The organism is Salmonella sp. NW884 (assembly GCF_051700745.1).
Taxonomy (GTDB): domain Bacteria; phylum Pseudomonadota; class Gammaproteobacteria; order Enterobacterales; family Enterobacteriaceae; genus Salmonella; species Salmonella enterica.
In genome coordinates this window covers 1-26,612 of record NZ_JAMMDE010000007.1, presented here as the reverse complement: position 1 = coordinate 26,612, position 26,612 = coordinate 1, and the positions used below count along the sequence as shown (strand labels likewise).

Genomic DNA, 26,612 nt, shown 5'->3' with positions numbered 1-26,612 from the left:
CTGAACAAACCGCTTCGCTTAAAAACAAGGTAAAATAACCTCCATTAATGCCACGACTGCGTGGCATTCTCATTTTCAGGAGGAATCATGTCTCAGGTTCAAAGTGGCATTTTGCCGGAACATTGCCGTGCGGCAATTTGGATTGAAGCCAATGTGAAAGGCGACCTGGACGCCCTGCGCGCGGCCAGCAGAACATTTGCCGATAAACTGGCGACCTTCGAAGTCAAATTTCCGGACGCCCATCTTGGGGCCGTTGTGGCGTTTGGCAACAATACCTGGCGTGCCCTGAGTGGCGGCGTCGGGGCGGAAGAACTGAAAGATTTTATTCCTTATGGTAAAGGGCTGGCGCCGGCCACGCAGTATGACGTGCTGATCCATATCCTTTCCCTGCGCCACGATGTGAATTTTTCTGTTGCCCAGGCGGCGATGGAAGCCTTCGGCGACTGTATCGACGTGAAAGAAGAAGTTCACGGCTTCCGTTGGGTGGAAGAACGCGATCTGAGCGGCTTTGTCGACGGGACAGAGAACCCGGCAGGCGAAGAGACGCGTCGTGAAGTGGCGGTGATCAAAGATGGCGTGGATGCCGGCGGCAGTTATGTGTTCGTGCAGCGTTGGGAACACAATCTCAAGCAACTTAACCGGATGAGTATTCACGATCAGGAGATGATGATCGGGCGTACCAAAGAAGCCAATGAAGAGATTGACGGCGATGCGCGTCCGGCAACGTCTCACCTGAGTCGCGTCGATCTGAAAGAAGATGGCAAAGGGCTGAAGATTGTGCGCCAGAGCCTGCCATACGGCACCGCCAGCGGTACTCATGGCCTCTATTTCTGCGCTTACTGCGCACGTCTGCACAATATCGAACAGCAGCTTCTGAGTATGTTCGGCGATACCGACGGTAAACGCGACGCGATGCTGCGCTTCACCAAGCCGGTAACTGGCGGCTACTATTTTGCGCCGTCGCTGGATCGCCTGTTAGCGCTATAAGGTAAAACCCTATCGGATGGCAGCGCAAACGCTTTATTCGACCTACGATTGGTAGGCCTGATAAGCGCAGCGCCATCAGGCAGAACAGCATAAAAATGCCCATCCCCGCCTCCGCGGGGATTTTTTTACCTAATATTTACCTGAATTAGTGAGCTATTCCTCAGCACTTATTTGTTATTACTGTATTTTCAGTGTTAATGGAGTGTAAGACTCCATATTCAAAAGGAGACATTGAAAATGGGTAAACTCACGGGCAAGACAGCATTGATTACGGGCGCATCGCAGGGCATTGGCGAAGGGATCGCTCGCGTATTCGCACGCCACGGCGCGAACTTAATCTTGCTGGATATCTCCGATGAGATTGAAAAACTGGCGGATGAGCTGGGCGGACGCGGGCATCGCTGTACTGCCGTTAAGGCTGACGTCAGAGATTTTGCTTCGGTGCAGGCGGCGGTTGCGCGCGCCAAAGAGACTGAAGGTCGAATTGATATTTTGGTGAATAACGCTGGCGTGTGCCGTCTGGGCAACTTCCTCGATATGAGTGAAGAAGATCGCGATTTCCACATTGATATTAATATTAAAGGTGTCTGGAACGTCACCAAAGCCGTCCTGCCGGAGATGATCAAACGTAAAGATGGCCGCATTGTGATGATGTCTTCCGTTACGGGAGATATGGTGGCGGACCCGGGTGAAACGGCCTATGCGCTGTCAAAAGCCGCCATTGTCGGTTTAACCAAATCGCTGGCGGTAGAGTATGCGCAGTCCGGTATTCGCGTGAATGCCATTTGCCCCGGTTATGTAAGAACGCCGATGGCGGAAAGCATTGCCCGTCAGTCTAATCCTGACGATCCGGAGTCGGTATTAACGGAAATGGCAAAAGCCATTCCGCTACGCCGTCTTGCCGATCCGCTGGAAGTAGGGGAACTGGCGGCATTTCTGGCTTCCGATGAGTCCAGCTATCTTACCGGAACGCAAAACGTCATTGATGGCGGCAGTACCCTGCCTGAAAGCGTAAGCGTAGGCGTCTGATTGATGCCGGTCTCCTCCTCACGCCGCGTGGGGAGGGATTCTCTTATTCCCTTTTCAACTTTCAAATCATCAAACGGTATATAAAACCGTTACTCCTTTAGCGCTGGTTATAAATATGATGACCATAAGAAAGTCATTAAATTTATAAGGGTGCGCAATGGCCGTTAACTTACTGAAAAAGAGACTCCTGACGCTGGCAGCAATGCTGTTACTGGCAGGGCAGGCGCAGGCAACGGAGCTGCTGAACAGCTCATACGATGTCTCCCGCGAGCTGTTTGCCGCCCTTAACCCGCCGTTTGAGCAACAATGGGCGAAGGATAACGGCGGCGATAAGCTGACGATTAAGCAGTCTCATGCCGGGTCATCAAAACAGGCGCTGGCGATTTTGCAGGGACTGAAGGCAGACGTCGTGACCTACAATCAGGTGACCGACGTACAGATTCTTCATGATAAAGGCAAACTGATCCCTGCCGACTGGCAAAGCCGTCTGCCGAACAACAGTTCGCCATTCTATTCCACGATGGGCTTCCTGGTGCGCAAGGGGAACCCGAAAAATATTCACGACTGGAGCGATCTTGTACGTTCCGACGTGAAGCTGATTTTCCCTAACCCGAAAACCTCCGGCAACGCCCGTTACACGTATCTGGCGGCATGGGGCGCGGCGGATAACGCGGACGGCGGCGATAAAGCCAAAACCGAACAGTTTATGACCCAGTTCCTGAAAAACGTCGAAGTGTTTGATACCGGCGGTCGCGGCGCTACGACTACCTTTGCCGAGCGTGGTCTGGGTGATGTGCTGATTAGTTTTGAATCGGAAGTGAACAACATCCGCAAACAATATGAAGCCCAGGGATTTGAAGTGGTGATCCCGAAAACGAACATTCTTGCTGAATTCCCGGTCGCCTGGGTGGATAAAAACGTGCAGGCCAACGGCACAGAAAAAGCCGCCAAAGCTTACCTGAACTGGCTGTATAGCCCGCAGGCGCAGACCATCATTACCCATTACTACTACCGCGTGAATAACCCGGAAATCATGGGCAAGCAAGCAGATAAATTCCCGCAGACCGAACTGTTCCGCGTGGAAGACAAGTTTGGTTCCTGGCCGGAAGTGATGAAAACGCACTTTGCCAGCGGCGGCGAGCTGGACAAACTGTTGGCGGCGGGGCGTAAGTAATGCTTGCCGTTTCTTCCCGACGCGTGCTGCCCGGCTTTACGTTAAGCCTCGGCACCAGTTTGCTGTTTGTCTGCCTGATCCTACTGTTGCCGTTGAGCGCGCTGGTGATGCAGCTCTCACAGATGAGCTGGGCGCAATACTGGGATGTCGTGACCAACCCTCAGGTGGTGGCTGCCTATAAAGTGACGCTACTGGCGGCATTTGTAGCGTCGATTTTTAACGGCGTGTTTGGCCTGTTGATGGCGTGGATTTTAACCCGCTACCGTTTTCCAGGGCGCACGTTGCTGGATGCGCTGATGGATCTGCCGTTTGCGCTGCCGACAGCGGTGGCGGGGTTAACGCTGGCCTCGCTGTTCTCAGTGAACGGTTTCTACGGTCAGTTTCTAGCGCAGTTTGATATCAAAGTGACCTATACCTGGCTCGGTATTGCGGTGGCGATGGCCTTTACCAGCATTCCATTTGTGGTACGCACCGTCCAGCCGGTACTGGAAGAGCTGGGGCCGGAATATGAAGAAGCGGCACAAACGCTGGGGGCCACCCGCCTGCAAAGTTTTCGCAAAGTCGTGCTGCCTGAGCTGTCGCCTGCGCTGATTGCCGGCGTGGCGCTCTCTTTTACCCGTAGTCTGGGCGAGTTTGGCGCGGTGATTTTTATCGCCGGAAATATCGCCTGGAAAACAGAAGTGACCTCGCTGATGATTTTTGTGCGTTTGCAGGAGTTTGATTACCCCGCCGCCAGCGCCATTGCCTCGGTGATCCTTGCGGCATCCTTGCTGCTGCTGTTCTCAATTAACACTCTGCAAAGTCGCTTTGGTCGACGTGTGGTAGGTCATTAATGGCGGAAGTGACTCAATTGAAGCGATACGACGTCCCCCGCATTAACTGGGGAAAATGGTTTTTGATTGGCGTCGGGATGCTGGTTTCGGCGTTTATCCTGCTGGTGCCGATGATTTACATCTTCGTGCAGGCGTTCAGCAAAGGGTTAATGCCGGTACTGCAAAATCTGGCCGATCCGGACATGCTGCACGCCATCTGGCTGACGGTGTTGATTGCCTTGATCGCAGTGCCGGTGAATCTGGTGTTCGGCATTCTGCTGGCGTGGCTGGTGACGCGCTTTAACTTTCCCGGACGTCAGCTACTGCTGACCCTGCTGGATATTCCCTTTGCCGTCTCGCCGGTGGTGGCCGGTCTGGTCTATCTGTTGTTTTATGGCTCCAACGGCCCGTTGGGCGGCTGGCTGGATGAACATAATTTGCAAATGATGTTCTCCTGGCCGGGGATGGTACTGGTTACTATTTTTGTCACCTGTCCGTTTGTGGTGCGCGAACTGGTGCCGGTGATGCTCAGCCAGGGCAGTCAGGAAGATGAGGCGGCGATTTTACTGGGCGCATCCGGCTGGCAAATGTTTCGCCGCGTGACGTTGCCGAATATTCGCTGGGCGCTACTCTACGGCGTGGTATTAACCAACGCCCGCGCGATTGGCGAGTTTGGCGCGGTGTCGGTGGTGTCCGGCTCGATTCGCGGCGAAACGTTATCGCTACCGTTACAGATTGAATTACTGGAGCAGGACTACAACACCGTCGGCTCCTTTACCGCCGCCGCATTGTTGACGCTAATGGCGATTATTACCCTGTTTTTGAAGAGCATGTTGCAATGGCGTCTGGAGAATCAGGAAAAACGCGCGCAACAGGAGGAAAATCATGAGCATTGAGATCGCCAGAATTAAGAAATCCTTTGGTCGCACTCAGGTACTGAATGATATCTCGCTGGATATTCCTTCCGGCCAGATGGTTGCCTTGTTGGGGCCGTCAGGTTCCGGCAAAACGACGCTGCTGCGCATTATTGCCGGGCTGGAGCATCAGTCCAGCGGTCATATTCGTTTCCACGGTACGGACGTTAGCCGCCTGCACGCGCGTGAGCGTAAAGTCGGTTTTGTGTTTCAGCACTATGCGCTGTTTCGCCATATGACGGTGTTTGACAACATCGCTTTTGGCCTGACGGTGCTGCCGCGACGCGACCGCCCAACTGCGGCGGCGATTAAAACGAAAGTGACGCAATTGCTGGAGATGGTGCAACTGGCGCACCTCGCGGATCGCTTCCCCGCCCAGCTTTCCGGCGGACAAAAACAGCGCGTGGCGCTGGCGCGCGCGCTTGCCGTGGAACCGCAAATTCTACTGCTGGATGAACCCTTTGGCGCGCTGGATGCCCAGGTACGTAAAGAGTTACGTCGCTGGTTGCGCCAGTTACATGAAGAACTGAAATTCACCAGCGTCTTTGTCACCCACGATCAGGAAGAGGCGACGGAAGTGGCGGATCGGGTGGTGGTGATGAGTCAGGGCAATATCGAACAGGCTGATGCGCCGGATCGAGTGTGGCGTGAACCGGCAACCCGCTTCGTACTGGAGTTTATGGGCGAGGTGAACCGCCTGACAGGCACCGTCCGCGGCGGGCAGTTTCACGTTGGCGCGCATCGCTGGCCGCTGGGTTATACGCCCGCGTACCAGGGGCCGGTCGATCTGTTCCTGCGTCCGTGGGAGGTGGATATTAGCCGCCGCACCAGCCTGGATTCTCCGCTACCAGTACAGGTCATTGAGGCCAGCCCAAAAGGTCACTATACACAGTTAGTGGTACAGCCGCTGGGGTGGTATCACGATCCGCTGACGGTGGTGATGGCGGGTGACGACGTCCCGCAGCGCGGCGAGCGTTTGTTTGTCGGCTTACAGAACGCACGTCTCTATCATGGCGACCAGCGTATTGAGCCCCATGAGGCGCTTGCTCTTGCGGAGTCTGCCTGATAGGTTAATTTGCAGGTTTATCGCCCGGTGGCGCTTCGCTTACCGGGCCTACAGCGTATATCGTGATTTTGTAGGCCGGGTAAGCACAGCGCCACCCGGCATTTTTATTGAGCTGAAAACGTGAATACATTAGAACAAACCATCGGCAATACGCCGCTGGTCAAATTACAACGTCTGGCGCCGGATAACGGCAGTGAAATCTGGGTTAAGCTGGAAGGCAATAATCCGGCAGGATCGGTGAAAGATCGCGCGGCGCTATCGATGATTGTCGAGGCGGAAAAGCGCGGGGAAATTAAACCGGGCGATGTCCTGATTGAAGCGACCAGCGGCAACACTGGCATTGCGCTGGCGATGATCGCCGCGCTGAAAGGTTATCGCATGAAGCTGTTGATGCCAGACAACATGAGTCAGGAGCGTCGGGCGGCAATGCGGGCCTATGGCGCAGAACTGATTCTGGTCACTAAAGAGCAGGGAATGGAAGGGGCGCGCGATTTAGCGCTCGCTATGTCTGAACGAGGCGAGGGCAAACTGCTCGATCAGTTTAATAATCCTGATAATCCCTACGCCCACTACACGACCACCGGCCCGGAAATCTGGCGGCAAACGTCAGGTCGCATCACCCATTTTGTCTCCAGCATGGGCACGACCGGCACCATTACCGGCGTGTCGCGTTTTCTGCGCGAGCAGGAAAAACCGGTCACTATCGTTGGCCTACAGCCGGAAGAGGGCAGCAGTATTCCGGGCATTCGCCGCTGGCCAGCGGAATATATGCCGGGCATTTTCAACGCCAGCCTGGTGGATCAGGTGCTGGATATTCATCAGAATGATGCCGAAAACACCATGCGTGAACTGGCAGTTCGTGAAGGGATTTTCTGCGGCGTCAGCTCTGGCGGCGCGGTAGCGGGCGCGTTACGCGTCGCACGAGCCACGCCCGGCGCGGTAGTGGTGGCGATTATCTGCGATCGCGGCGATCGTTACTTGTCTACCGGCGTGTTTGGTGAAGAGCATTTCAGCCAGGGGGCAGGGATTTAAGCTAACAGGTTTAGCTGGTTGGGATATACACAGGCAACGGCGCCTTTGACAAGCGGGAATATCTTGCCGATTTTCTATGTGCGCCAGCGCATTACCGTCGTCTTTTATAATAAAAGCTCGTCTGTTGTTCTTATTCTTGTATTTGTTCCTGGCAAAGCGTCATGTAATGCTTGCTGCTTTCTACCAGCCTGGCTGAACCAGGCCGGTAAAGTGACGGCGCTTTAAACATATAAATCAGTTGTACTTGTTGCTGGCAGGTCATCTCTGTCACTGGTACGTGAAATAACGTTAACGCCGCATTTTTCGTACCGTAAACCGCGTTACCCTGCGAATCCCGGCCATAATACGCTTGCGCCAGCATCATGGCATACAGCTCGTCGTCGCGGTACAGGCTGTCCAACCAGAACACCCAGATCGCGGTCCTGAAATGCCAATCCACGCCGGCTTGGGTATAGAGCAATCTGGCAGTATAAGATTTGGGATGTATTTTGGTCGCAGCGCGGCGCAAAAAACGCGTCTGCGGCGATTCGGACAACCAGAAAGAGGCGCTCTGTAATGCGGTCTGGGCTATGGGACGAATTTCCAGATAATAGTAAACGGTTAACCCTACAGCAAACGCTAACAGAAGCGCGATAACGCCTTTAAAAAACCACAGTAGCACGCCTGGCATTATGATTTTTTCTTACTCAACATTCTTATCCGTTTCCGCAATAAGCGCATGTAAATAAGGCTGTGCATTTTCATCCGCTTTACCAGGAATTTTAACGATATAGGGTTTTCCGGTGATGGACGACGACGACGCGACTTTATCGATAAACTGTTCGGCGGTGTCGATACGATTGCGCGTGTTACCCAGTTTTAAGCGCAGGTGCGATACGGCTTCCTCGCAGTTATGCGCATCACCGTTACGAACGAATGTCAGATCCTTTTTCTGCGCCAGCGCATTAAGCATGGCGTTAATGCGCGCTTCTTCGTGGGCGTTTAGCTTCGCCCAGGCGGGTAGAGTCAGCAGGAGCGCAACGACGGAGCAGACAATTTTCTTCATGGTAAAATCCTTTTTCATGCGATAATCACTGCACCTCAGACCGTTAGCCGGGTAATAAGTTGCACTCCTGGTGTGGTTATTTCTGTGAGTGCGCCAGCGTGAGTTCATCCAGAAAACGCCACAGCTTTTCATTCATCTGCTGGTAATCCCATGCGCGCATCTCGGCGACCGAGCGGATAAAACGCTTCCCTTGCGCGTCGGCCAGCTCCTGCTGCGAATGTTGGATTAATCCTTCAACCGCCTCGACGGTAAATTCCATATGACACTGGAAGCCGTAGACAAAATTACCGTACTGCACTATCTGACGTGGACAGCCTTCGCTTTCGGCCAGCACGGTCGCCTGATCGGTGAGTCCTGGCATATCGTTGTGCCAGTGGCCGACGGTTAACGGTGAGCCAAAGTGGGCGATAAGCGGATGCCGCAGACCGGCTTCAGTGAGCGTAATAGGGTAGTGGCCAATCTCTTTTTCCGGACTTTGGCACACCGCGGCGCCCAGCGCCTCGCCAATGAGCTGCGAACCAAGACAAATGCCGATAACCATTCGCCGGGCCGTAATCGCCTGATTAATTAAGTGCTGTTCGGCGCGAGAGTCAAAGTACGGGCACTCTTCGCGGGTGGTGCGCGGCGACTGCGGACCGCCAAATACCACGAGCATATCGAACTCATCGGCATTGGGCGGTAGCGCTTCTCCGGCATAGACGCGCGACCATGAAATGGTATAACCGCGATCTTCAGCCCATTTCAGATAAGCGCCAGCGGATTCAAACGACTCATGGACAACAAAATGAACTCGCACGTTATTTTCTCCTGTTAGCGATTTAGCGCCTGATGGATATCAGCCGCCAGCGTGTTGATCTCGCTGTCATTTAATGTCGACAGCGTGATACGTAGACCGTGAGACGGCGCGCTTACGCCAAAGGCTTCTCCCTCACGTACCAGCCAGCCGGATTTTGCCAGCGTAAACGCGGTAACCTGGCTATGGGTGTCCAGCGGGAGCCAGGCATTCACGCCGTCGCCGGGAGAAATGGCGATGCCATATTGCTGTAGGGCGCGGGCCAGTTTTTGTTGCCGGGCGGCGTAAAACAGCCGCGTTTGCGCCAGCCTGTGCTGATACTCAGGGTCGGTCAGGCAGGCGTAGACCAGATCCTGTAACAGATGGCTGACCCACTGACTACCGGCATTTAGCCGCAGCCGAAGTTTTGCCGAGGTCGCGCTGTCGCTGGCGACAATAGCAAGACGTAAATCGGGGCCGAGGGTTTTGGAAACGGAGCGTATCACCGCCCAGTGTTGCGTTGTCTGCGCAATAACCGGCTGCCAGGGCGACGAAGAAAGCAGGGCGAAGTGATCGTCGATAATGACCACTACCTGAGGGTAACGCGCCAGTATATTTTGCAGCGCAGCGGCACGGCGAGCGCTCAGGCTACAGCCGGTAGGGTTGTGCGCGCGCGGCGTTAAGATCACTGCCCGCGCGCCCTGGTTTAGCGCCTGTTCCAGCTTTTCAGGCTGCATTCCTTCGCTATCCACACTGACCGGGCTGGCGCTAAAACCGGCATAGCGCAGCATATTGATACTGCTTAAAAAACAGGGATCTTCCACCGCGACGCTGTCGCCCGGCAGCAGATGCGCGCAAAGCAGTCTTTCAATGGCGTCGATAGCTCCGCTGGTGATATCAATTTCGCCTGCGACGGGGGTGGCATCCCGTAGCCAGCGCGCCGCCCAGGCGTGTAGTTCAGGGGAAACGGGCGCATCGCCGTAGAGATGCGGCGTGCGGCTGAGACGGGCAAAATAACGGCTAAGGTCAGGCAGACGCTGCGGATCGGGATTGCCGCCGGAAAGGTCGTGCAGAGGCGTATGCGGATCGCCGCCTTCCAGCGCTACGGGAGACGGACTGCCTTTAATCACCGTCCCATTGCGGCCTAAACTTTGCGCCAGTCCCGCCGTTATCAGCCGTTTATACGCCGCTGCGACGGTATTGCGGTTCACCTTTAATTCGCTTGCCAGCTCCCGTACCGGCGGGAGCGAATCCTCCGCCCGTAACGTGCCGGCGATAATGTGTTGACGGATACTGTCAAAAATTTCGTTAGCGGTTTTTCCGTCGATCATTATTGACCTATGACAAAATGAATTTTAGCATATGACAATGATAATGAGGCGGTAGCCTGCTGTCCAGCGAGAGGAAAATTTTATGGGACAAGAGAGTGATATTCAGTCAGTGCTCTTCGACGACAACCATCGGGCGTTACAGACCGATATCGTCGCCGTCCAGTCACAGGTCGTGTACGGCAGCGTAGGCAACAGTATCGCTGTTCCGGCCATTAAAGCGCAGGGACTACGCGTGACGGCGGTTCCGACGGTGCTGTTCAGCAATACACCGCACTATAAAACGTTTTATGGCGGCATTATTCCCGCCGAGTGGTTTGCAGGCTACCTTACGGCGTTGAATGAGCGCGATGCGTTACGTGAATTAAAAGCGATTACCACCGGTTACATGGGCAGCGCAGACCAAATTGTCTTGCTGTCGAAGTGGCTAATGGCGATCCGGGCTTCGCATCCGGAGGTGTGTATTCTTGTCGATCCGGTCATTGGCGATACCGACAGTGGAATGTATGTGCAGGCGGAAATTCCGCAGGCTTATCGCACACATTTGTTGCCGCAGGCGCAGGGGCTAACGCCGAACGTATTTGAGCTGGAGATGCTGAGTGGTAAACCGTGCCGCACGCTGGAAGAGGCGGTGGCGGCGGCGCAATCGCTGCTTTCCGATACGCTGAAATGGGTGGTTATCACCAGCGCGCCGGGCGAATCTTTGGAGACCATAACGGTTGCGGTCGTTACTGCGCAGGTCGTGGAGGTCTTTGCCCATCCGCGGGTGGCGACGGAATTAAAAGGGACGGGAGATCTCTTCTGCGCCGAGCTGGTCAGCGGTATTGTGCAGGGGAAAAAACTGACGACCGCGGCAAAAGATGCGGCGCAGCGCGTGCAGGAGGTGATGACCTGGACACAGCAGTGTGGCTGTGATGAGTTAATTCTGCCGCCGGCAGGGGAGGCGCGATGAAGAGTTATCGGCTGGTGGTTCGCCAGCAGGGACGTATCGTGGGGCATTTTGAAACGAGCGGGCTGGACGCGCTGGAAGATATTTGCGTAGCGCGGGCGATGTTTGGCATCACTGGCGGCTATCAGTGCGAGTTGCAAGTGTCCGATTCCGAACGCAGGATGCTGGAAAGTGGCCCGGATGGGATGAAGATCCTGATGCGCGAGAAGTGCTTTCGCCCGGTGACCTCGCAGTTGTAACCCGTGGATTGGCGCTGAAATGTTCGCAACCTTGTAGGCCTGATAAGCGTAGCGCCATCAGGCAGTGCGCCGCACCATCGCCGGATGGCGGCGCAAGTACAGGCAAAAAAAATGGCGCCCAAAGGCGCCATTCTTCACTGCGGCAAGAATTACTTCTTAATGCGGATAACCGGAGTTTCACCCACGGTCACGCTACCTGACAGTTTGATCAGTTCTTTGATTTCATCCATGTTGGAGATAACAACCGGAGTCAGGGTAGACTTGGCTTTTTCTTCCAGCAACGGCAGATCGAACTCGATGACCGGATCGCCAACTTTCACGCGCTGACCTTCTTCAGCAATACGCTTGAAGCCTTCGCCTTTCAGCTCAACGGTGTCGATACCGAAGTGAACGAACAGCTCAATGCCGCTATCGGATTCGATAGAGAACGCATGGTTGGTTTCAAAGATTTTGCCGATGGTACCGTCAACAGGGGCGACCATTTTGTTACCGGTTGGTTTGATAGCGATGCCATCACCAACGATTTTTTCAGCAAAAACTACATCCGGCACGTCTTCGATGTTGACGATCTCGCCAGAGAGCGGGGCAACAATCTCAATAGTTCCGGTGTCTTTCTTATCATCAGAAACCAGAGATTTTAGTTTATCGAACAAACCCATGATCTTCTCCTAAGCAGTAAATTGGGCCGCATCTCGTGGATTAGCAGATTGTTTTTTCTTCAATGAACTTGTTAACCAGCGTCATTAACTCGTCCGTTGTCGGTTGAGCAAGAGCCTGCTCTGCTAACACCTTCGCATCTTCGAAGTTCGTGTTACGGATAATCTTCTTAATGCGCGGGATAGAAATGGCGCTCATAGAGAATTCGTCCAGACCCATCCCCAGCAACAGAAGTGTAGCACGTTCGTCGCCTGCAAGCTCACCACACATGCCAGTCCATTTACCTTCTGCATGAGAAGCATCAATAACTTGCTTGATCAAGTTCAGTACGGACGGTGACATTGGCTGGTAAAGGTGTGAAATCATATCATTACCACGGTCAACTGCCAGGGTGTACTGCGTTAAATCATTGGTGCCGATACTAAAGAAATCAACTTCTTTGGCTAAATGACGCGCAATTGTCGCCGCAGCCGGTGTTTCCACCATCACGCCAATCTCAATGCTTTCGTCAAATTCTTTACCTTCGTCACGCAGTTCCTGTTTGTAGATTTCAATCTCTTTGCGCAGCGCGCGAACTTCTTCAACAGAGATGATCATCGGGAACATAATGCGCAATTTACCGAAAGCGGAGGCACGCAGAATCGCGCGAACCTGGTCACGCAGGATCTCTTTGCGATCCATGGCGATACGCACGGCGCGCCAGCCCAGGAACGGGTTCTCTTCTTTCGGGAAGTTCATGTACGGCAGCTCTTTGTCGCCGCCAATGTCCATGGTACGGACGATAACCGCCTGCGAGCCGCACGCTTCAGCGACCGCTTTATAGGCGGCAAACTGCTCTTCTTCCGTCGGCAGCGCGTCGCGATCCATGAACAGGAATTCAGTACGATACAGACCAACGCCTTCCGCGCCGTTACGCTCAGCGCCTTCAACGTCACGAACGGTACCGATGTTGGCGCAAACTTCAACCTGATGTCCATCCAGCGTGATTGCCGGCAGATCTTTCAGTTTTGCGAGTTCCGCTTTCTCGGTCGCAACCTGCTCCTGGACGGCGCGCAGTTGCTCAATAACATCGTTGGTCGGGTTGACGTAAACCTGGTTGTTTACGGCATCCAGAATCAGATAGTCGCCGTTTTTCACCTGAGCGGTGACGCTACCGGTACCTACGATCGCTGGCAGTTCCAGAGAACGCGCCATGATGGAGGTATGAGACGTGCGTCCGCCCGCGTCGGTGATGAAGCCCAGCACTTTCTGCAGGTTCAGCTGTGCGGTTTCTGACGGCGTCAGGTCAGCGGCAACCAGGATAACTTCTTCCTGAATCGCGCTCAGATCGATAATGGCCAGACCCAGGATGTTGCGCAGCAGGCGCTTACCGATATCACGTACGTCAGCCGCACGCTCTTTCAGGTATTCGTCATCCAGTTCTTCCAGGGCAGTGGCCTGACCTTCGATAACTTCATGTGCGGCTGCGTCAGCCGTCATGTGCTTATCTTTAATCAGGGCTATGATTTCCTGCTCCAGCTCCTCATCTTCGAGCAGCATAATATGCCCTTCAAAGATGGCTTCTTTTTCTTCACCGAACGTTTCACCAGCTTTTGTCTTGATCGCTTCCAGTTGCGCAGATGCCTTGGCACGACCGCTCAGAAAACGTTCAACTTCCTGATCAACCTTGTCGGCAGAAATTTTTTTCCGGTCAATGACGATTTCGTCTTCTTTCAGCAGCAGTGCTTTGCCGAAAGCGATACCCGGGGATGCTAAAATGCCTGAAATCATAACCCTACCTTACTTGTGACTGATTTTTAAAAGAACCCGGAAAAAAACTTACTCGAGTTCCGCCATCAGTTTGACCAGATGTTCAACCGCTTTCTGCTCATCTTCACCTTCTGCGGAGATGGTGACGACGGTGCCTTGAGTCAGGCCCAGAGTCTGCAGTTTAAACAGGCTTTTCGCGCTGGCGCTTTTGCCGTTGGAAGTCACAGTAATCTCAGAAGTGAAGCCTTTTGCTTCTTTAACAAACTGAGCAGCAGGGCGGGTGTGCAGACCGTTCGGAGCGGTAATGGTAACTTCTTGCTGGAACATTGTATTTCCCCAACTTATAGGTTTAGTGTTGTGGAACTAAAGTCTAGCCTGGCGGCTCAACTTTAGCCTGTATTGTTAGCGCCGGCGTAAACGGGACGCGACACAAAAGGTGTTCTACGCAATCCGTTGCTGGCAACTTATGGCCGCTGACGTTTCGCTCGTCATTAAACATTATGCCGCGAAAGGAAGATTTGAACCAAATCATAAAATCGATTCAGCTAACGCTTTTCCTGTAACGATTAATTTCGCGCATCAAAATAATTAGTCTGGTTAAATACCAGTTCCGGCAGGGTGAATCAATGCCAGGTGAGGTGAAAGTTTGAAGCAGGCCACAAAAAAGCACCCAAAAAGGTGCTTTTTTACGCGTTTTTAACATGCTGGCATCACTGTTGCAGTTCTTTCTCAGTAAAGAGATCGGCGAACAACGCGGTGCTCAGATAACGCTCACCTGATGAGGGTAGGATAACCACAATATTCTTATTGGTAAAGCTTTCATCTTCCTGCAGCTTAAGCGCTGCAGCAACCGCGGCGCCGGAAGAAATTCCCGCCAGAATACCTTCCTCTTCCATCAGACGGCGCGCGGTAGAAATGGCTTCTTCATTGGTGATGCCAACCACTTTATCAATCAGTTTCAGATCCAGGTTGCCCGGGATGAAGCCTGCGCCGATGCCCTGAATTTTATGCGGGCCTGGTTTGATCTCTTCACCAGCCAGCGCCTGGGCAATAACCGGGGAGTCAGTGGGTTCTACCGCAACGGTGATAAGATCGGTTTTACCCTTCGTCCCTTTGATATAACGCGTGACGCCGGTTAACGTACCGCCAGTGCCGACGCCGGAGATAAACACATCCACCTGACCATCGGTGTCTTCCCAGATTTCCGGGCCGGTGGTTTTTTCATGGATTTCCGGGTTGGCAGGGTTGCTGAACTGCTGGAGCAGGAGATATTTTTGCGGATCGCTGGCGACAATTTCTTCGGCTTTCTGAATAGCGCCTTTCATCCCTTTCGCCCCTTCGGTCAGCACCAGATTCGCGCCTAATGCTTTGAGTAGCTTGCGGCGTTCAATGCTCATGGTTTCCGGCATGGTCAGGGTGAGTTTGTAACCGCGCGCGGCGGCGACATACGCCAGCGCAATACCGGTATTGCCGCTGGTCGGCTCCACCAGTTCCACGCCAGGTTTCAGTACGCCACGCTTTTCGGCATCCCAAATCATATTGGCGCCGATACGGCACTTGACGCTGAAGCTCGGGTTGCGCGACTCCACCTTCGCCAGAATGCGTCCATTACCGATACGGTTCAGTCGAACCAGCGGCGTATGACCGATAGTCAGCGAGTTATCTTCATAAATCTTACTCATGGCCTGTCCTTAACTGTATGAAATTGGGATACCTTCCCAGCATACCTTCCAGCCAGATATGGGGAAGTAAGGATTTCGCATATCTATATGCTGATGGGAAATAATGGTTATCAGTATGGAATAAGAGACAGCATAAGCCATCTCTTATTTATACATTTTTACGTTATTTCCATAACGCGTGCTTAGCACGCCAGCAATCAACCCACATTGCCGTCGCGCCACAGACGGCGACAGGCATAATGAAAAGGTTAAGCACCGGAATCATCGTAAAGAGGCTGGTGAGCGCGCCAAATTGCATATTCGCCACCTTCTGCGTGCGCAACGCGGCGCGCATCGTTTTAAACGGCACTTTGTGGTTATCGAACGGGTAGTCGCAATACTGGATCGCCAGCATCCAGGCGCTGAACAAAAACCACAGCACCGGCGCGATGGTTTGGCCAATGCCAGGAATAAAATAGAGAATCAGCAGCACAATAGCACGCGGCAGATACCACGCCAGCTTTTGCCATTCACGTTTCATAATGCGCGGTACATCTTTCATGATGCCGAGTATGCCGGTATCTGGCGGCGTGGCGCCGGTTAACCGCGCCTCAAGCTGTTCGGCTAAAAGGCCGTTAAACGGCGCGGCGATCCAGTTGGCGAGGGTCGAGAAAAAATAGCCAAAGACCAGCAGAACAGAGATAACCGCAATCGGCCACAGCAGATAGCTCAGCCATTGCAGCCAGTCCGGCACATGACTCATCAACGAAGGTATCCAGGCGTCAAGCTGGGTAAACAGCCACCAAAATGCGCCGCCCATCAGCACAATGTTGACCAGCAAAGGTAAAATAACAAAGCGGCGGATTCCCGGTAGGGTGACTAACTTCCATCCTTGCGAGAAATAATAGACGCCGCTACGTGGTACGGTTGTGGATGATGAAACCATATTCAGGACATACTCCTTTTTCTTAAAGCCCTGGGTAAACGTGGGATATCTTACCCGGTTATCAGGCGGTGGATAGTTCGGAAATGTTCGAAAAAACAGCAAAAAGCACATTTTCCTTCATCTTTATGCTGCGAAAGCCAACAGTACACTTGCACTTGACGTAATCGGCAAATACTCTTAGTGAGTAAATGTTTGCCGTGGTGGCAAGGTGTTAGAACAACAGAGAATATAATGATGCAGGATTTGCGTCTGATATTAATCATTGTTGGCGCGATCGCCATAATCGCTTTACTGGTACATGGTTTCTGGACCAGCCGTAAAGAACGATCTTCTATGTTCCGCGATCGTCCACTAAAACGCATGAAATCGAAACGCGACGACGACTCGTATGACGACGATGTCGAAGAAGACGAAGGCGTGGGTGAAGTTCGTGTTCACCGCGTAAATCATGCCCCCGGCCAGTCGCAGGAGCATGATGCCCCTCGTCAGTCGCCGCAACACCAGTACCAGCCGCCTTATGCGTCTGCGCAACCGCGTCCAGCGGCGCCGCCGCAGCCGCAAGCGCCGATGCAACAGCCGGTTCAGCAACCGGTCCAACCTGCGCCGCAGCCTCAGCAGGTTCAGCCATCTGCGCCGCCGGTACAGCCGCCGCAACAACAGCCTGCACCGCCGTCGCAAGCGCCGCAGCCTGTTGCGCAGCCCGCGCCGCCGCCATCAGCGCAAACCTTCCAGCCTGCGGAACCTGTGGTTGAGGCGGAACCGGTAGTGGAAGAAGCGCCGGTTGTGGAAAAACCGCAGCGTAAAGAGGCGGTCATCATTATGAACGTCGCGGCCCATCATGGCAGCGAGCTTAATGGTGAAGTGTTACTGAACAGTATTCAGCAGTCAGGCTTTAAATTTGGCGATATGAATATTTTCCATCGTCATTTGAGTCCGGACGGCAGCGGCCCGGCCTTGTTCAGTCTCGCGAATATGGTCAATCCGGGAACGTTCGATCCTGAAATGACGGACTTCACTACGCCTGGCGTCACTATCTTTATGCAGGTACCGTCTTACGGCGATGCGCTGCAGAACTTCAAGCTGATGCTGCAATCCGCGCAGCATATCGCTGATGAGGTCGGCGGCGTCGTGCTGGATGACCAGCGTCGGATGATGACGCCGCAGAAACTGCGCGAATATCAGGACCGCATCCGCGAGGTGATGGACGCTAACGCCTGAGGTTAACGCAGGTGTGACATTTTTAACGTAACCCCCGCCTGTCGGGGGTTTTTTATCATTGATGGTGTGATATGGAACCAATCGAACAACAACTGACAGAACTGCGAACCACGCTTCGCCATCATGAATATCTGTATCATGTGATGGATGCGCCAGAGATTCCCGACGCCGAATATGACCGCCTGATGCGGGAACTGCGAGAGCTGGAGGCGCAACGTCCGGACCTTATCACGCCGGATTCGCCCACGCAGCGCGTTGGCGCGGCGCCGCTGACGGCATTCAACCAGATTCGCCATGAAGTACCGATGCTGTCGCTCGATAACGTATTTGATGAAGAAAGCTTCCTGGCGTTTAACAAGCGAGTGCAGGATCGTCTAAAAAGCACGGAAAATGTCATCTGGTGCTGCGAGCTAAAACTGGATGGCCTGGCGGTCAGCATTCTGTATGAAAACGGCGTGCTGGTGAGCGCTGCGACGCGTGGCGACGGCACCACCGGTGAAGATATCACTTCAAACGTGCGCACGATTCGCGCCATTCCGTTAAAGCTGCACGGCGATAACATTCCGGCGCGTCTTGAAGTTCGCGGAGAGGTATTTTTACCGCAGGCCGGGTTCGAAAAGATCAATGAAGACGCGCGCCGAACTGGCGGCAAAGTGTTTGCTAACCCGCGTAACGCGGCGGCGGGCTCGCTGCGTCAGCTCGATCCGCGTATTACGGCGAAGCGACCGCTAACATTTTTCTGCTACGGCGTCGGTATTCTGGAAGGCGGCGAGTTGCCGGATACGCATCTGGGACGTTTGCTGCAATTTAAAGCGTGGGGGTTACCGGTCAGCGATCGCGTGACGCTGTGCGATTCTCCCCAGGCGGTACTGGATTTTTATCACAACGTCGAAAAAGATCGCCCCACGCTCGGTTTTGATATCGACGGCGTGGTGATTAAGGTCAACTCGCTGGCTTTGCAGGAACAGCTGGGCTTTGTGGCCCGCGCGCCGCGCTGGGCGGTGGCGTTTAAATTTCCTGCTCAGGAGCAGATGACTTTTGTGCGCGACGTTGAGTTTCAGGTCGGGCGCACCGGGGCGATTACGCCGGTGGCGCGTCTGGAACCGGTTCAGGTGGCTGGTGTGCTGGTCAGCAATGCCACGTTGCATAATGCCGATGAAATTGAGCGACTTGGCTTGCGCATTGGCGATAAGGTGGTTATCCGTCGGGCAGGCGATGTGATCCCTCAGGTGGTCAATGTGGTTCTGTCCGAACGCCCTGAAGAGACGCGTCCGATTGTGTTTCCAACGCACTGTCCGGTGTGCGGATCGGACGTAGAGCGCGTCGAAGGCGAAGCCGTTACCCGTTGTACCGGCGGGCTGATTTGCGGCGCGCAGCGTAAAGAGTCGCTGAAACATTTTGTGTCGCGCCGGGCGATGGATGTAGACGGGATGGGCGATAAGATCATCGACCAACTGGTGGAAAGGGAGTATGTCCATACGCCAGCGGATCTGTTCCGTCTGACGGCGGGTAAACTGACCGGCCTGGACCGAATGGGGCCAAAGTCCGCGCAAAATGTTGTAAACGCGCTGGAAAAAGCCAAAGCGACGACCTTTGCGCGTTTTCTCTATGCGCTGGGCATCCGTGAAGTGGGTGAAGCGACGGCGGCGGGGCTGGCGGCTTATTTCGGCACGCTGGAGGCGCTGCAGACCGCTACCATTGACGAGTTGCAGAAAGTACCCGACGTGGGGATTGTGGTCGCTACGCACGTCTTTAACTTTTTTGCCGAAGAGAGTAATCGTGACGTGATTGGGCAGCTACTGGCGGAAGGGGTTCACTGGCCCGCGCCGGTAGTCATTAATGTGCAAGAGATTGATAGCCCGTTTGCCGGTAAAACCGTGGTACTAACCGGTAGCCTGAGCCAGATGTCTCGCGATGACGCTAAAGCGCGTTTAGTGGCGCTGGGCGCGAAAGTGGCAGGCAGCGTATCGAAGAAAACCGATCTGGTGATTGCCGGTGAAGCGGCGGGTTCCAAACTTGCCAAAGCGCAGGAACTGGGTATTACCGTGATTGATGAAGCGGAAATGATCCGCTTACTGGGTGCCTGAGATGGAAAAAGAGCAGCTGGTTGAAATCGCCAACACCGTGATGCCGTTCGGCAAATATCAGGGACGTCGATTGATCGACCTTCCGGAAGAGTATTTGCTGTGGTTTGCCCGTAAAGATCAGTTTCCGGCGGGTAAACTGGGGGAGTTGATGCAAATCACGCTGCTGATTAAAACCGAGGGGCTGACGCAACTGGTGCAGCCCCTGAAACGCCCGCTTTAAGCTTTCGCGGCGCGGCTTTCCTGCTGCGCCTGTAACTTCTCGGTCTGGCGTTTGTAGCGCCGCGCCAGCCCTGCGCAGACCATCAGTTGGATCTGGTGGAAGATCATCAGCGGTAATACCATCATACCCAGCACTGACGTCGGAAACAGAATATTGGCCATCGGGATCCCGTTGGCCAGGCTTTTTTTCGAACCGCAGAAGACAATAGTGATTTCGTCGGCTTTATTGAAGCCGCATTTACGGGCGACAAAGACGTTAATGGTGATGACGATCGCCAGCAGTACTAGGCTGACCACAACGATAAACAGCAGCGACCCCCAGCCGACTTTGTGCCAGATGCCGTTGACCACCGCTTCGCTGAACGCCGAGTAGACCACCAGCAGAATAGAGGTCTGATCCGTTTTCGCGATCCACTTTTTGTTGCGCGCGACCCAGTTGCCGATCCACGGGCGAGACAGGTGTCCCAGCACAAAAGGCAGCAGCAGTTGCAGCATAATTTTGCCCACCTCTTCCAGACTGCCCTGCGCGCCATGAATATTCATTACCAGACCGACCAGCAGTGGCGACAGGAAAATGCCCAGCAGACTGGACGCAGACGCTGAGCACACCGCGGCCGCGACGTTACCGCCCGCGAGTGAAGTAAATGCAATCGCCGACTGCACGGTGGCGGGCAAAATACACAGATACAGAAAGCCGCTGTAGAGCATAGGGTCGACATTGACAGGCGCCCACCAGGCAAACAGTACGCCGAGGACAGGGAAGAGCACAAAAGTGCTGCACATGACCCACAGATGCAACCGCCAGTGGCTGCCGCCAGCGATGATCGCTTCACGCGAAAGCTTCGCGCCATGCATAAAAAACAGCAGAGCGATGGCCGCTGTCGTAATGCCTTCAACGACAGGCACAAAGCTGCCTTCCGCCGGGAAAAAAGAGGCCAGTAGTACCACGGTGATAAGTGTCAGCGTGAAAGGGTCAAGGATACGAAAAAGTTTCATAAAAACTCCTGAAAGTCGGTGCAGCTATTTTGCGTTTTTCGCTTTGAGAAATAAAATTGATTTATTGCATCTATATATGAATCTAGTCGATGAACTATTCACTGCGTCAACTGCGGATTTTTATTACCGTCGCCCAGGCCAAAAGTTTTAGTCGGGCAGGGGACAGGATTGGACTGAGCCAGTCTGCGGTCAGTCATAGCGTAAAAGAGCTGGAGCGGCAAACCGGCGTCAGACTGTTGGATCGCACTACGCGTGAGGTGGTGCTGACCGAGGCGGGGCAACAGCTGGCGACGCGTCTGGAGCGGGTGCTTGATGAACTGAACAGCATACTGCGCGATGCAGGCAGAGTAGGGACACAATTAACCGGCACCGTGCGCGTTGCCGCGAGCCAAACCATTTCTGCGCATCTTATTCCGCAATGCATTGCCCAAAGTAATTCACTTTATCCCGCTATTGATTTTGTATTGCACGATCGTCCGCAGCAGTGGGTGCTGGAGAGCATCCGCCAGGGTGAAGTGGATTTTGGCATCGTTATCGATCCCGGCGCAGCGGTGGATTTACAGTGTGAAGCCATCTTATCAGAGCCTTTTTTACTGTTGTGTCGCCAGGATCATCCGCTGGCGCATCAGGAATGGGTAAGCTGGCAGGATCTTAAACAGGCCTCGCTGGTCTTACAGGATTATGCTTCCGGCAGTCGACCGCTGATTGATGCGGCGCTGGCCCATTTTGCTATTGAGGCGGATATCGTGCAGGAGATTGGTCACCCGGCCACGCTGTTTCCAATGGTGGAAGCGGGAATCGGCATCAGCGTGCTGCCCGCGCTGGCGTTACCGCTCCCGCAGGGCAGCCACTTACAGGTTAAACGGCTGACGCCCGTAGTTGAAAGGCAGCTCATGCTGGCGCGGCGAAAAAACCGATCGCTCTCCACGGCGGCGCAGGCGTTGTGGGACGTGGTGCGTACTCAGGCCAGCGAATTAACCGCCGCGAGGGCGAAAGATCCGCTGTATCAGCTATAAATATCTATCTGTCCGTGTGTGAGGTGCGGTCTTGCCCTGCCATTTTTGACAGGGCAGTGTGTTAAAACAGGTATTTGATGGAATAAATAATGCCATCCTGCAGGAAGGATTCTCCTAACTTATTATCAGCGTAACGATATTGTACTCCTGCGGTCAGGTGAGGAGTCGCATTCCACCACAGCGCTACTGCGCCATTAATGCCATCTTTCCCGCCATTGCCCGCAGCGTAGGACGCATCGCGGTCAAACTCATACTCATTCCAGTTCGTTACGCTGAATTTCTCACTACCCAACGAGAAGCTATAGCCGGCCACCCAACCTAATACATAACCATTATCGCCTGTGTAGTAGGTCTGATCGGTATAACGTTTGGCAAAGAAGGGTTTAAACCAGTAACCGTTACCTGTGAAGTTATAGCCTAAACCATAGAGAAACATGTCATCATGGAAATTAGCGCGATGAGGTGAACCGTACGTCCCGTAGGCATGGAGATAGAGGTTTAATCCTGTATCGCCCAGATAAATACGGTTGGTATTTTTAAAGGTGTAACGCTGTTCGCTGCCTGGTTTAGCGTGGCGGCCATTGTAAAAATTTTCCCAGTCGAAGAACCCGTACATTTCTCCCCAGCTAAAATTCGCTCCGCCTTCCAGTTCCAGGTACCCAAAATCATCTTTATGGGATTTTTTACTGGTTTTTTCCGTGGTGTCTGATGTCCAGTCGAGGTAATGGAGGCCGATATCGGCGAACCCGCCTTTAAATTCCGCATGGGTGAGTGCGGGAATAATGAGTAAAGAAGAAAGCGTCAGAGTAAGAATTTTTTTCATAGCATATTTCCCTATGCCGATAATTATTAATGGGTTAATTAAAAAGAGGCAATTTATAAATATGAAAGCGGCATATTGTTAATATGAAGTGCAAGCAAAAACCAATACTGTTTTCCCTCTGTATTAATACAGAAGCGATCTAAATCTATCGATATTAAATGGCTATTGATGACACGTGAAAAGTGTATTGGTCAGCAAGGGGCGATGGTCGTTATAAAAAGGAGTCAAATTAAATCCGATAGAACAAGGAAACTTATGCCTCACGCTCTTTTTTCTCATAATCCTGAGTATTGTATTGATATTATTCATGCACATAAACCGGCATTTACCCCGCGAGTCGCGTTTATTTTAGGCTCCGGGTTGGGTGCTCTGGCGGATCAAATCGAAGATGCGGTAGCCATTTCTTACGAGAAATTGCCGGGATTTCCCGTCAGCACCGTACACGGCCATGCTGGTGAACTGGTGCTCGGCCATCTGGCGGGTGTTCCGGTGGCCTGTATGAAAGGCCGCGGACATTTTTATGAAGGGCGTGGAATGGCGGTGATGACCGATGCCATTCGCACGTTGAAATTACTGGGCTGTGAAGTGTTGTTCTGCACCAATGCGGCAGGATCTCTGCGTCCGGAAGTGGGGCCGGGTAGCCTGGTTGCGCTTAGCGATCACATTAATACGATGCCCGGTACGCCGATGGTGGGGCCAAACGATGATCGTTATGGCGATCGCTTCTTCTCGCTGGCTAATGCTTATGACGTAGATTATCGCGCCATGCTTCAGTCCGTTGCGGCAGAGGAGGGATTCCCCCTCACTGAAGGCGTATTTGTTTCTTATCCGGGTCCGAACTTCGAAACGGCGGCAGAAATCCGCATGATGCAGATTATTGGCGGCGATGTGGTCGGAATGTCCGTTGTCCCTGAGGTGATTAGCGCACGTCATTGTGGCCTCAAAGTTGTTGCCGTCTCAGCGATCACCAATCTGGCGGAAGGGCTGGGCGATGTAAAACTCTCCCATGCGCAAACGCTGGCGGCGGCTGAACTTTCCCGGCAGAACTTTATCAATCTGATTTGCGGCTTTTTACGTAAGCTGGCCTAAACACAATGACTACGGCCCCGTATTGGGGCTTTATCTCACGGCAAGGAATAAAAAATGGGTATTACGTCCCGCTTAAAAGTCATGTCGTTCTTGCAATATTTTATCTGGGGGAGCTGGCTGGTTACCCTGGGCTCTTACATGATCAACACTCTGGATTTTACCGGCGCGAATGTCGGTATGGTCTACAGCTCAAAAGGACTGGCAGCGATTATCATGCCGGGCATTATGGGGATCATTGCTGATAAATGGCTGCGCGCTGAGCGAGCCTATATGCTTTGCCATCTGGTTTGCGCGGGGGCGTTATTATACGCCACCACCGTTACCGATCCCCAGACGATGTTCTGGGTGATGTTGGTTAATGCGATGGCGTATATGCCAACGATTGCATTATCCAATAGCGTTTCGTACTCCTGTCTGGCGAAAGCAGGTCAGGATCCGGTAACGTCATTTCCGCCTGTGCGCGTTTTCGGCACAATAGGTTTTATTGTTGCGATGTGGACGGTGAGCCTGATGGGGCTGGAACTGAGCAGTGCGCAATTATACATCGCTTCTGGCGCATCGTTATTGCTGGCCCTGTATGCGCTGACGTTACCGAAAATTCCGGTAGCCGAGAAGAAGGCGAACACCACGCTTGCCAGTAAGCTCGGACTGGATGCTTTTGTTCTGTTTAAAAATCCACGCATGGCAATCTTCTTTTTGTTTGCGATGATGTTGGGGGCGGTGCTGCAAATTACCAATGTCTTCGGTAATCCGTTCCTGCATGATTTTGCCCGTAATCCTGAGTTTGCCGACAGCTTTGTGGTGAAGTATCCCTCTATCTTGCTTTCAGTTTCGCAGATGGCGGAAGTGGGCTTTATCCTCACCATTCCGTTCTTCCTTAAACGCTTTGGTATTAAAACGGTAATGCTGATGAGTATGCTGGCGTGGACGCTGCGTTTCGGCTTCTTTGCCTTTGGCGATCCATCCCCGTTTGGCTTTGTGCTACTGCTGCTGTCGATGATTGTTTATGGCTGCGCATTTGATTTCTTCAACATCTCAGGGTCAGTATTTGTAGAGCAGGAGGTGGACTCAAGTATTCGCGCCAGCGCGCAGGGGTTGTTTATGACCATGGTTAACGGCGTGGGGGCCTGGATTGGGTCTCTTTTAAGCGGTATGGCCGTGGATTATTTTTCTATTGATGGCGTAAAAGATTGGCAAACCATCTGGCTGGTCTTTGCCGCCTACGCTCTGGCATTGGCCGTTATTTTTGCATTGTTCTTTAAATATCAGCACCATCCAGAAAAACTGTCGACCAAATCATTATCACATTAATTTTATTTGACTGGCGAGAGGATGTTCGCCAGTCCATTTTTATGAACAAGGACACAGCATGAAAGAAATTATTCTCTCCTCCGGTATTGGATTTGGTATTGGCGCATTTTTTACTTTATGCCGTATACCTATTCCTGCACCAAATGTTTTACCCGGGGTTTTATCTATTGTATTTATGTATATTGGGTATCTTGTCGTTAAATCTATTTTTTACTAGGTAATATGGTAAATTCCAGACGTTATCCCTTATTCCTGGAGTGCGATAGTGATGGAACGAGCCCATCGTATTGATCTAAAGCTATTACGTTATTTCCTCGCTGTTGCAGAAGAATTGCATTTTGGCCGGGCTGCTGCCCGGTTAAATATGTCACAACCTCCCTTGAGTATCCATATCAAAGAACTTGAACAGCAACTGGGTACATTGCTGTTTATTCGTCATTCCCGCAGCGTTGCATTAACCCATGCCGGGAAAGTTTTAATGGAGGAGTCACGTCGCTTGTTAGCCAATGCAAATCAGGCGCTGGCGCGAGTGGAGCAGATTGGTCGCGGTGAAGCGGGGCGCATTGAACTGGGTGTGGTTGGTACGGCGCTGTGGGGAAGAATGCGTCCTGCGATGCGTCACTTTTTGAAAGCAAATCCCAATGTTGAAGTACTTTTTCGCGAAAAGTCTCCAGGTATGCAAATGGCGTTGTTAGAGCGTCGGGAACTTGATGCAGGGATCTGGCGTATGGCTATCGAACCGGCAGTCGGTTTTACCAGCATACGTTTGCATGAATCTGCATTCATGGTTGCAGTTCCGGAAGATCACGATCTGGCATCCAGAGATTCTGTGCCGCTGGCGGCGTTGCGCAATGAATATTTTGTTACATTGCCTTCCGTACATTCTGATTGGGAATTTTTACAACGTGTATGCCAACAGGCGGGTTTCTCGCCAATGATTATTCGGGAAGTGGTTGAGCCGCAAACGGTGTTGGCGATGATCAGTATGGGGATCGGGATTACGTTGATGGCTGATGGCTATGCGCAAATGAGCTGGCCGGGTGTGGTGTTCCGTCCGTTAGAGGAACGTATTCCGGCGGATTTGTATATTGTGTATGACCAGCAGCAGGCAACGCCAGCACTGGAGAAACTGGTGGCGGCGTTGACGGTATGATGTCTGTGCCGGATGGCGACTAACGTCTTATCCGGCCTACGTGTGCGGTGCTGTCTGTGCCGGATGGCGACTAACGTCTTATCCGGCCTACGCGTGCGGTGTCGTCTGCGCCGGATGGCGACTAACGTCTTATCCGGCCTACGTGTGCGGTGTCGTCTGTAGGCCTGATAAGCGCAGCGCATCAGGCAAGACCCGAACCTGCGGCAGGTTCGAATCTTATAAATCGCAGATAGCAAAAAAGCGCCTTTAGGGCGCTTTTTTACATTGGTGGGTCGTGCAGGATTCGAACCTGCGACCAATTGATTAAAAGTCAACTGCTCTACCAACTGAGCTAACGACC

Annotated in this window: 28 protein-coding genes; 17 read left to right on the top strand and 11 right to left on the bottom strand. The window is 53.1% G+C overall.

Annotated elements, in window-relative coordinates; genetic code table 11:
- The first annotated feature begins 87 nt into the window (after positions 1–87).
- The 7 genes from yfeX (at position 88) to cysM (ending at position 7,014) form a co-directional block, all read left to right on the top strand.
- Positions 88–987, top strand: a complete 900-nt coding sequence (gene yfeX, locus NA197_RS15675; RefSeq protein WP_000084583.1) for a porphyrinogen peroxidase — start codon at positions 88–90, stop codon at positions 985–987.
- Positions 988–1,224: 237 nt separating this feature from the next.
- Positions 1,225–2,016 carry an SDR family oxidoreductase UcpA gene (gene ucpA / locus NA197_RS15670; RefSeq protein ID WP_000517460.1) on the top strand — a complete coding sequence of 264 codons (792 nt, stop codon included), beginning with the start codon at positions 1,225–1,227 and terminating at the stop codon, positions 2,014–2,016.
- Positions 2,017–2,173: 157 nt separating this feature from the next.
- On the top strand, positions 2,174–3,190 hold the full coding sequence (cysP, locus tag NA197_RS15665) for a thiosulfate/sulfate ABC transporter substrate-binding protein CysP (protein ID WP_001581567.1): 1,017 nt from the start codon (positions 2,174–2,176) through the stop codon (positions 3,188–3,190).
- Positions 3,190–4,023 carry a sulfate/thiosulfate ABC transporter permease CysT gene (gene cysT / locus NA197_RS15660; RefSeq protein ID WP_000881745.1) on the top strand — a complete coding sequence of 278 codons (834 nt, stop codon included), beginning with the start codon at positions 3,190–3,192 and terminating at the stop codon, positions 4,021–4,023. The genes cysP and cysT overlap by 1 nt, the downstream gene beginning before the upstream one ends.
- Complete coding sequence (gene cysW / locus NA197_RS15655) at positions 4,023–4,898, top strand: sulfate/thiosulfate ABC transporter permease CysW (RefSeq protein WP_000852705.1); 876 nt, start codon at positions 4,023–4,025, stop codon at positions 4,896–4,898. The genes cysT and cysW overlap by 1 nt, the downstream gene beginning before the upstream one ends.
- Positions 4,888–5,982, top strand: a complete 1,095-nt coding sequence (gene cysA / locus NA197_RS15650) for a sulfate/thiosulfate ABC transporter ATP-binding protein CysA (protein ID WP_000021072.1) — start codon at positions 4,888–4,890, stop codon at positions 5,980–5,982. The genes cysW and cysA overlap by 11 nt, the downstream gene beginning before the upstream one ends.
- Positions 5,983–6,102: 120 nt before the next feature.
- Complete coding sequence (gene cysM / locus NA197_RS15645; protein WP_064043384.1) at positions 6,103–7,014, top strand: cysteine synthase CysM; 912 nt, start codon at positions 6,103–6,105, stop codon at positions 7,012–7,014.
- A gap of 130 nt (positions 7,015–7,144) precedes the next feature.
- On the opposite strand, the gene NA197_RS15640 is transcribed toward cysM, so the two are convergent.
- Genes NA197_RS15640 through ptsJ form a run of 4 tightly spaced genes read right to left on the bottom strand, consistent with a single transcriptional unit; the run spans position 7,145 to position 10,162 of the window.
- The gene (locus NA197_RS15640) at positions 7,145–7,684 is read right to left on the bottom strand and encodes a transglycosylase domain-containing protein (protein ID WP_064043383.1); all 540 of its coding nucleotides are present in this window, start codon (positions 7,682–7,684) and stop codon (positions 7,145–7,147) included.
- Positions 7,685–7,696: 12 nt separating this feature from the next.
- Positions 7,697–8,077, bottom strand: coding sequence for a YfeK family protein (locus tag NA197_RS15635; protein ID WP_072102717.1), 381 nt, complete (start codon positions 8,075–8,077; stop codon positions 7,697–7,699).
- Between the two features lie 58 nt (positions 8,078–8,135).
- On the bottom strand, positions 8,136–8,855 hold the full coding sequence (locus NA197_RS15630; protein WP_001263752.1) for a type 1 glutamine amidotransferase: 720 nt from the start codon (positions 8,853–8,855) through the stop codon (positions 8,136–8,138).
- A gap of 14 nt (positions 8,856–8,869) precedes the next feature.
- On the bottom strand, positions 8,870–10,162 hold the full coding sequence (gene ptsJ / locus NA197_RS15625) for a transcriptional regulator PtsJ (protein ID WP_017441401.1): 1,293 nt from the start codon (positions 10,160–10,162) through the stop codon (positions 8,870–8,872).
- 82 nt (positions 10,163–10,244) lie between these two features.
- On the opposite strand from ptsJ, the gene pdxK reads away from it, so the two are divergent.
- Both pdxK and NA197_RS15615 read left to right on the top strand, forming a co-directional pair.
- Complete coding sequence (gene pdxK, locus NA197_RS15620) at positions 10,245–11,111, top strand: pyridoxine/pyridoxal/pyridoxamine kinase (protein ID WP_064043382.1); 867 nt, start codon at positions 10,245–10,247, stop codon at positions 11,109–11,111.
- Positions 11,108–11,347 (top strand): hypothetical protein, encoded by a 240-nt coding sequence (locus NA197_RS15615; protein WP_000844541.1) that lies wholly within the window; start codon positions 11,108–11,110, stop codon positions 11,345–11,347. Before pdxK ends, NA197_RS15615 begins: the two co-directional genes overlap by 4 nt.
- A gap of 149 nt (positions 11,348–11,496) precedes the next feature.
- Here the strand turns inward: NA197_RS15615 and crr are convergent, their stop codons facing one another.
- The 5 genes from crr to cysZ form a co-directional block, all read right to left on the bottom strand.
- Positions 11,497–12,006, bottom strand: coding sequence for a PTS glucose transporter subunit IIA (gene crr / locus NA197_RS15610; RefSeq protein ID WP_000522253.1), 510 nt, complete (start codon positions 12,004–12,006; stop codon positions 11,497–11,499).
- A gap of 40 nt (positions 12,007–12,046) precedes the next feature.
- Positions 12,047–13,774: a phosphoenolpyruvate-protein phosphotransferase PtsI gene (ptsI, locus tag NA197_RS15605; protein ID WP_064043381.1), complete on the bottom strand. Its 1,728-nt coding sequence runs from the start codon at positions 13,772–13,774 to the stop codon at positions 12,047–12,049.
- Between the two features lie 48 nt (positions 13,775–13,822).
- Positions 13,823–14,080 carry a phosphocarrier protein Hpr gene (gene ptsH, locus NA197_RS15600; RefSeq protein ID WP_000487600.1) on the bottom strand — a complete coding sequence of 86 codons (258 nt, stop codon included), beginning with the start codon at positions 14,078–14,080 and terminating at the stop codon, positions 13,823–13,825.
- 383 nt (positions 14,081–14,463) lie between these two features.
- Positions 14,464–15,435, bottom strand: a complete 972-nt coding sequence (cysK, locus tag NA197_RS15595) for a cysteine synthase A (protein ID WP_000036904.1) — start codon at positions 15,433–15,435, stop codon at positions 14,464–14,466.
- A 163-nt stretch (positions 15,436–15,598) separates the two neighbouring features.
- Positions 15,599–16,360: a sulfate transporter CysZ gene (cysZ, locus tag NA197_RS15590; RefSeq protein WP_000255006.1), complete on the bottom strand. Its 762-nt coding sequence runs from the start codon at positions 16,358–16,360 to the stop codon at positions 15,599–15,601.
- A gap of 231 nt (positions 16,361–16,591) precedes the next feature.
- On the opposite strand from cysZ, the gene zipA reads away from it, so the two are divergent.
- The 3 genes from zipA to NA197_RS15575 all read left to right on the top strand — a co-directional run bounded on the left by zipA (position 16,592) and on the right by NA197_RS15575 (position 19,885).
- A complete protein-coding gene (gene zipA / locus NA197_RS15585; protein WP_000983126.1) occupies positions 16,592–17,578 on the top strand; it encodes a cell division protein ZipA in 987 nt (328 codons plus the stop codon).
- A 71-nt stretch (positions 17,579–17,649) separates the two neighbouring features.
- The gene (gene ligA / locus NA197_RS15580; protein WP_023233525.1) at positions 17,650–19,665 is read left to right on the top strand and encodes an NAD-dependent DNA ligase LigA; all 2,016 of its coding nucleotides are present in this window, start codon (positions 17,650–17,652) and stop codon (positions 19,663–19,665) included.
- Between the two features lies 1 nt (position 19,666).
- Positions 19,667–19,885 (top strand): DUF3820 family protein, encoded by a 219-nt coding sequence (locus NA197_RS15575; protein WP_001519708.1) that lies wholly within the window; start codon positions 19,667–19,669, stop codon positions 19,883–19,885.
- Here NA197_RS15575 and NA197_RS15570 read toward each other — a convergent pair.
- Positions 19,882–20,880, bottom strand: coding sequence for a bile acid:sodium symporter family protein (locus NA197_RS15570; protein WP_064043380.1), 999 nt, complete (start codon positions 20,878–20,880; stop codon positions 19,882–19,884). The two genes, NA197_RS15575 and NA197_RS15570, sit on opposite strands and share 4 nt — an antisense overlap.
- Before the next feature lie 89 nt (positions 20,881–20,969).
- Between NA197_RS15570 and NA197_RS15565 the strand changes: the two genes are divergently transcribed.
- Positions 20,970–21,896, top strand: a complete 927-nt coding sequence (locus NA197_RS15565; RefSeq protein ID WP_001109831.1) for a LysR family transcriptional regulator — start codon at positions 20,970–20,972, stop codon at positions 21,894–21,896.
- Positions 21,897–21,957: 61 nt separating this feature from the next.
- Here the strand turns inward: NA197_RS15565 and NA197_RS15560 are convergent, their stop codons facing one another.
- The gene (locus NA197_RS15560; protein WP_000722926.1) at positions 21,958–22,719 is read right to left on the bottom strand and encodes an outer membrane protein; all 762 of its coding nucleotides are present in this window, start codon (positions 22,717–22,719) and stop codon (positions 21,958–21,960) included.
- A gap of 255 nt (positions 22,720–22,974) precedes the next feature.
- Here NA197_RS15560 and xapA point away from each other — a divergent pair, with 255 nt between their 5' ends.
- Genes xapA through NA197_RS15540 form a run of 4 tightly spaced genes read left to right on the top strand, consistent with a single transcriptional unit; the run spans position 22,975 to position 26,272 of the window.
- Positions 22,975–23,808: a xanthosine phosphorylase gene (gene xapA / locus NA197_RS15555; protein ID WP_064043379.1), complete on the top strand. Its 834-nt coding sequence runs from the start codon at positions 22,975–22,977 to the stop codon at positions 23,806–23,808.
- 54 nt (positions 23,809–23,862) lie between these two features.
- A complete protein-coding gene (locus tag NA197_RS15550; protein ID WP_001625528.1) occupies positions 23,863–25,119 on the top strand; it encodes a nucleoside permease in 1,257 nt (418 codons plus the stop codon).
- A 58-nt stretch (positions 25,120–25,177) separates the two neighbouring features.
- Positions 25,178–25,336: a XapX domain-containing protein gene (locus NA197_RS15545; RefSeq protein ID WP_000658727.1), complete on the top strand. Its 159-nt coding sequence runs from the start codon at positions 25,178–25,180 to the stop codon at positions 25,334–25,336.
- 51 nt (positions 25,337–25,387) lie between these two features.
- A complete protein-coding gene (locus NA197_RS15540; protein WP_000438882.1) occupies positions 25,388–26,272 on the top strand; it encodes a LysR family transcriptional regulator in 885 nt (294 codons plus the stop codon).
- The last annotated feature ends 340 nt before the right edge of the window (positions 26,273–26,612 follow it).

Coding starts and splice junctions, on each gene's coding strand:
- yfeX (WP_000084583.1), top strand. CDS start 88: ATGTCTCAGGTTCAAAGTGGCATTTTGCCGGAACATTGCCGTGCGGCA.
- ucpA (WP_000517460.1), top strand. CDS start 1,225: ATGGGTAAACTCACGGGCAAGACAGCATTGATTACGGGCGCATCGCAG.
- cysP (WP_001581567.1), top strand. CDS start 2,174: ATGGCCGTTAACTTACTGAAAAAGAGACTCCTGACGCTGGCAGCAATG.
- cysT (WP_000881745.1), top strand. CDS start 3,190: ATGCTTGCCGTTTCTTCCCGACGCGTGCTGCCCGGCTTTACGTTAAGC.
- cysW (WP_000852705.1), top strand. CDS start 4,023: ATGGCGGAAGTGACTCAATTGAAGCGATACGACGTCCCCCGCATTAAC.
- cysA (WP_000021072.1), top strand. CDS start 4,888: ATGAGCATTGAGATCGCCAGAATTAAGAAATCCTTTGGTCGCACTCAG.
- NA197_RS15640 (WP_064043383.1), bottom strand. CDS start 7,684: ATGCCAGGCGTGCTACTGTGGTTTTTTAAAGGCGTTATCGCGCTTCTG.
- NA197_RS15635 (WP_072102717.1), bottom strand. CDS start 8,077: ATGAAAAAGGATTTTACCATGAAGAAAATTGTCTGCTCCGTCGTTGCG.
- ptsJ (WP_017441401.1), bottom strand. CDS start 10,162: ATGATCGACGGAAAAACCGCTAACGAAATTTTTGACAGTATCCGTCAA.
- pdxK (WP_064043382.1), top strand. CDS start 10,245: ATGGGACAAGAGAGTGATATTCAGTCAGTGCTCTTCGACGACAACCAT.
- NA197_RS15615 (WP_000844541.1), top strand. CDS start 11,108: ATGAAGAGTTATCGGCTGGTGGTTCGCCAGCAGGGACGTATCGTGGGG.
- crr (WP_000522253.1), bottom strand. CDS start 12,006: ATGGGTTTGTTCGATAAACTAAAATCTCTGGTTTCTGATGATAAGAAA.
- ptsI (WP_064043381.1), bottom strand. CDS start 13,774: ATGATTTCAGGCATTTTAGCATCCCCGGGTATCGCTTTCGGCAAAGCA.
- ptsH (WP_000487600.1), bottom strand. CDS start 14,080: ATGTTCCAGCAAGAAGTTACCATTACCGCTCCGAACGGTCTGCACACC.
- cysK (WP_000036904.1), bottom strand. CDS start 15,435: ATGAGTAAGATTTATGAAGATAACTCGCTGACTATCGGTCATACGCCG.
- cysZ (WP_000255006.1), bottom strand. CDS start 16,360: ATGGTTTCATCATCCACAACCGTACCACGTAGCGGCGTCTATTATTTC.
- zipA (WP_000983126.1), top strand. CDS start 16,592: ATGATGCAGGATTTGCGTCTGATATTAATCATTGTTGGCGCGATCGCC.
- ligA (WP_023233525.1), top strand. CDS start 17,650: ATGGAACCAATCGAACAACAACTGACAGAACTGCGAACCACGCTTCGC.
- NA197_RS15575 (WP_001519708.1), top strand. CDS start 19,667: ATGGAAAAAGAGCAGCTGGTTGAAATCGCCAACACCGTGATGCCGTTC.
- NA197_RS15570 (WP_064043380.1), bottom strand. CDS start 20,880: ATGAAACTTTTTCGTATCCTTGACCCTTTCACGCTGACACTTATCACC.
- NA197_RS15565 (WP_001109831.1), top strand. CDS start 20,970: ATGAACTATTCACTGCGTCAACTGCGGATTTTTATTACCGTCGCCCAG.
- NA197_RS15560 (WP_000722926.1), bottom strand. CDS start 22,719: ATGAAAAAAATTCTTACTCTGACGCTTTCTTCTTTACTCATTATTCCC.
- xapA (WP_064043379.1), top strand. CDS start 22,975: ATGCCTCACGCTCTTTTTTCTCATAATCCTGAGTATTGTATTGATATT.
- NA197_RS15550 (WP_001625528.1), top strand. CDS start 23,863: ATGGGTATTACGTCCCGCTTAAAAGTCATGTCGTTCTTGCAATATTTT.
- NA197_RS15545 (WP_000658727.1), top strand. CDS start 25,178: ATGAAAGAAATTATTCTCTCCTCCGGTATTGGATTTGGTATTGGCGCA.
- NA197_RS15540 (WP_000438882.1), top strand. CDS start 25,388: ATGGAACGAGCCCATCGTATTGATCTAAAGCTATTACGTTATTTCCTC.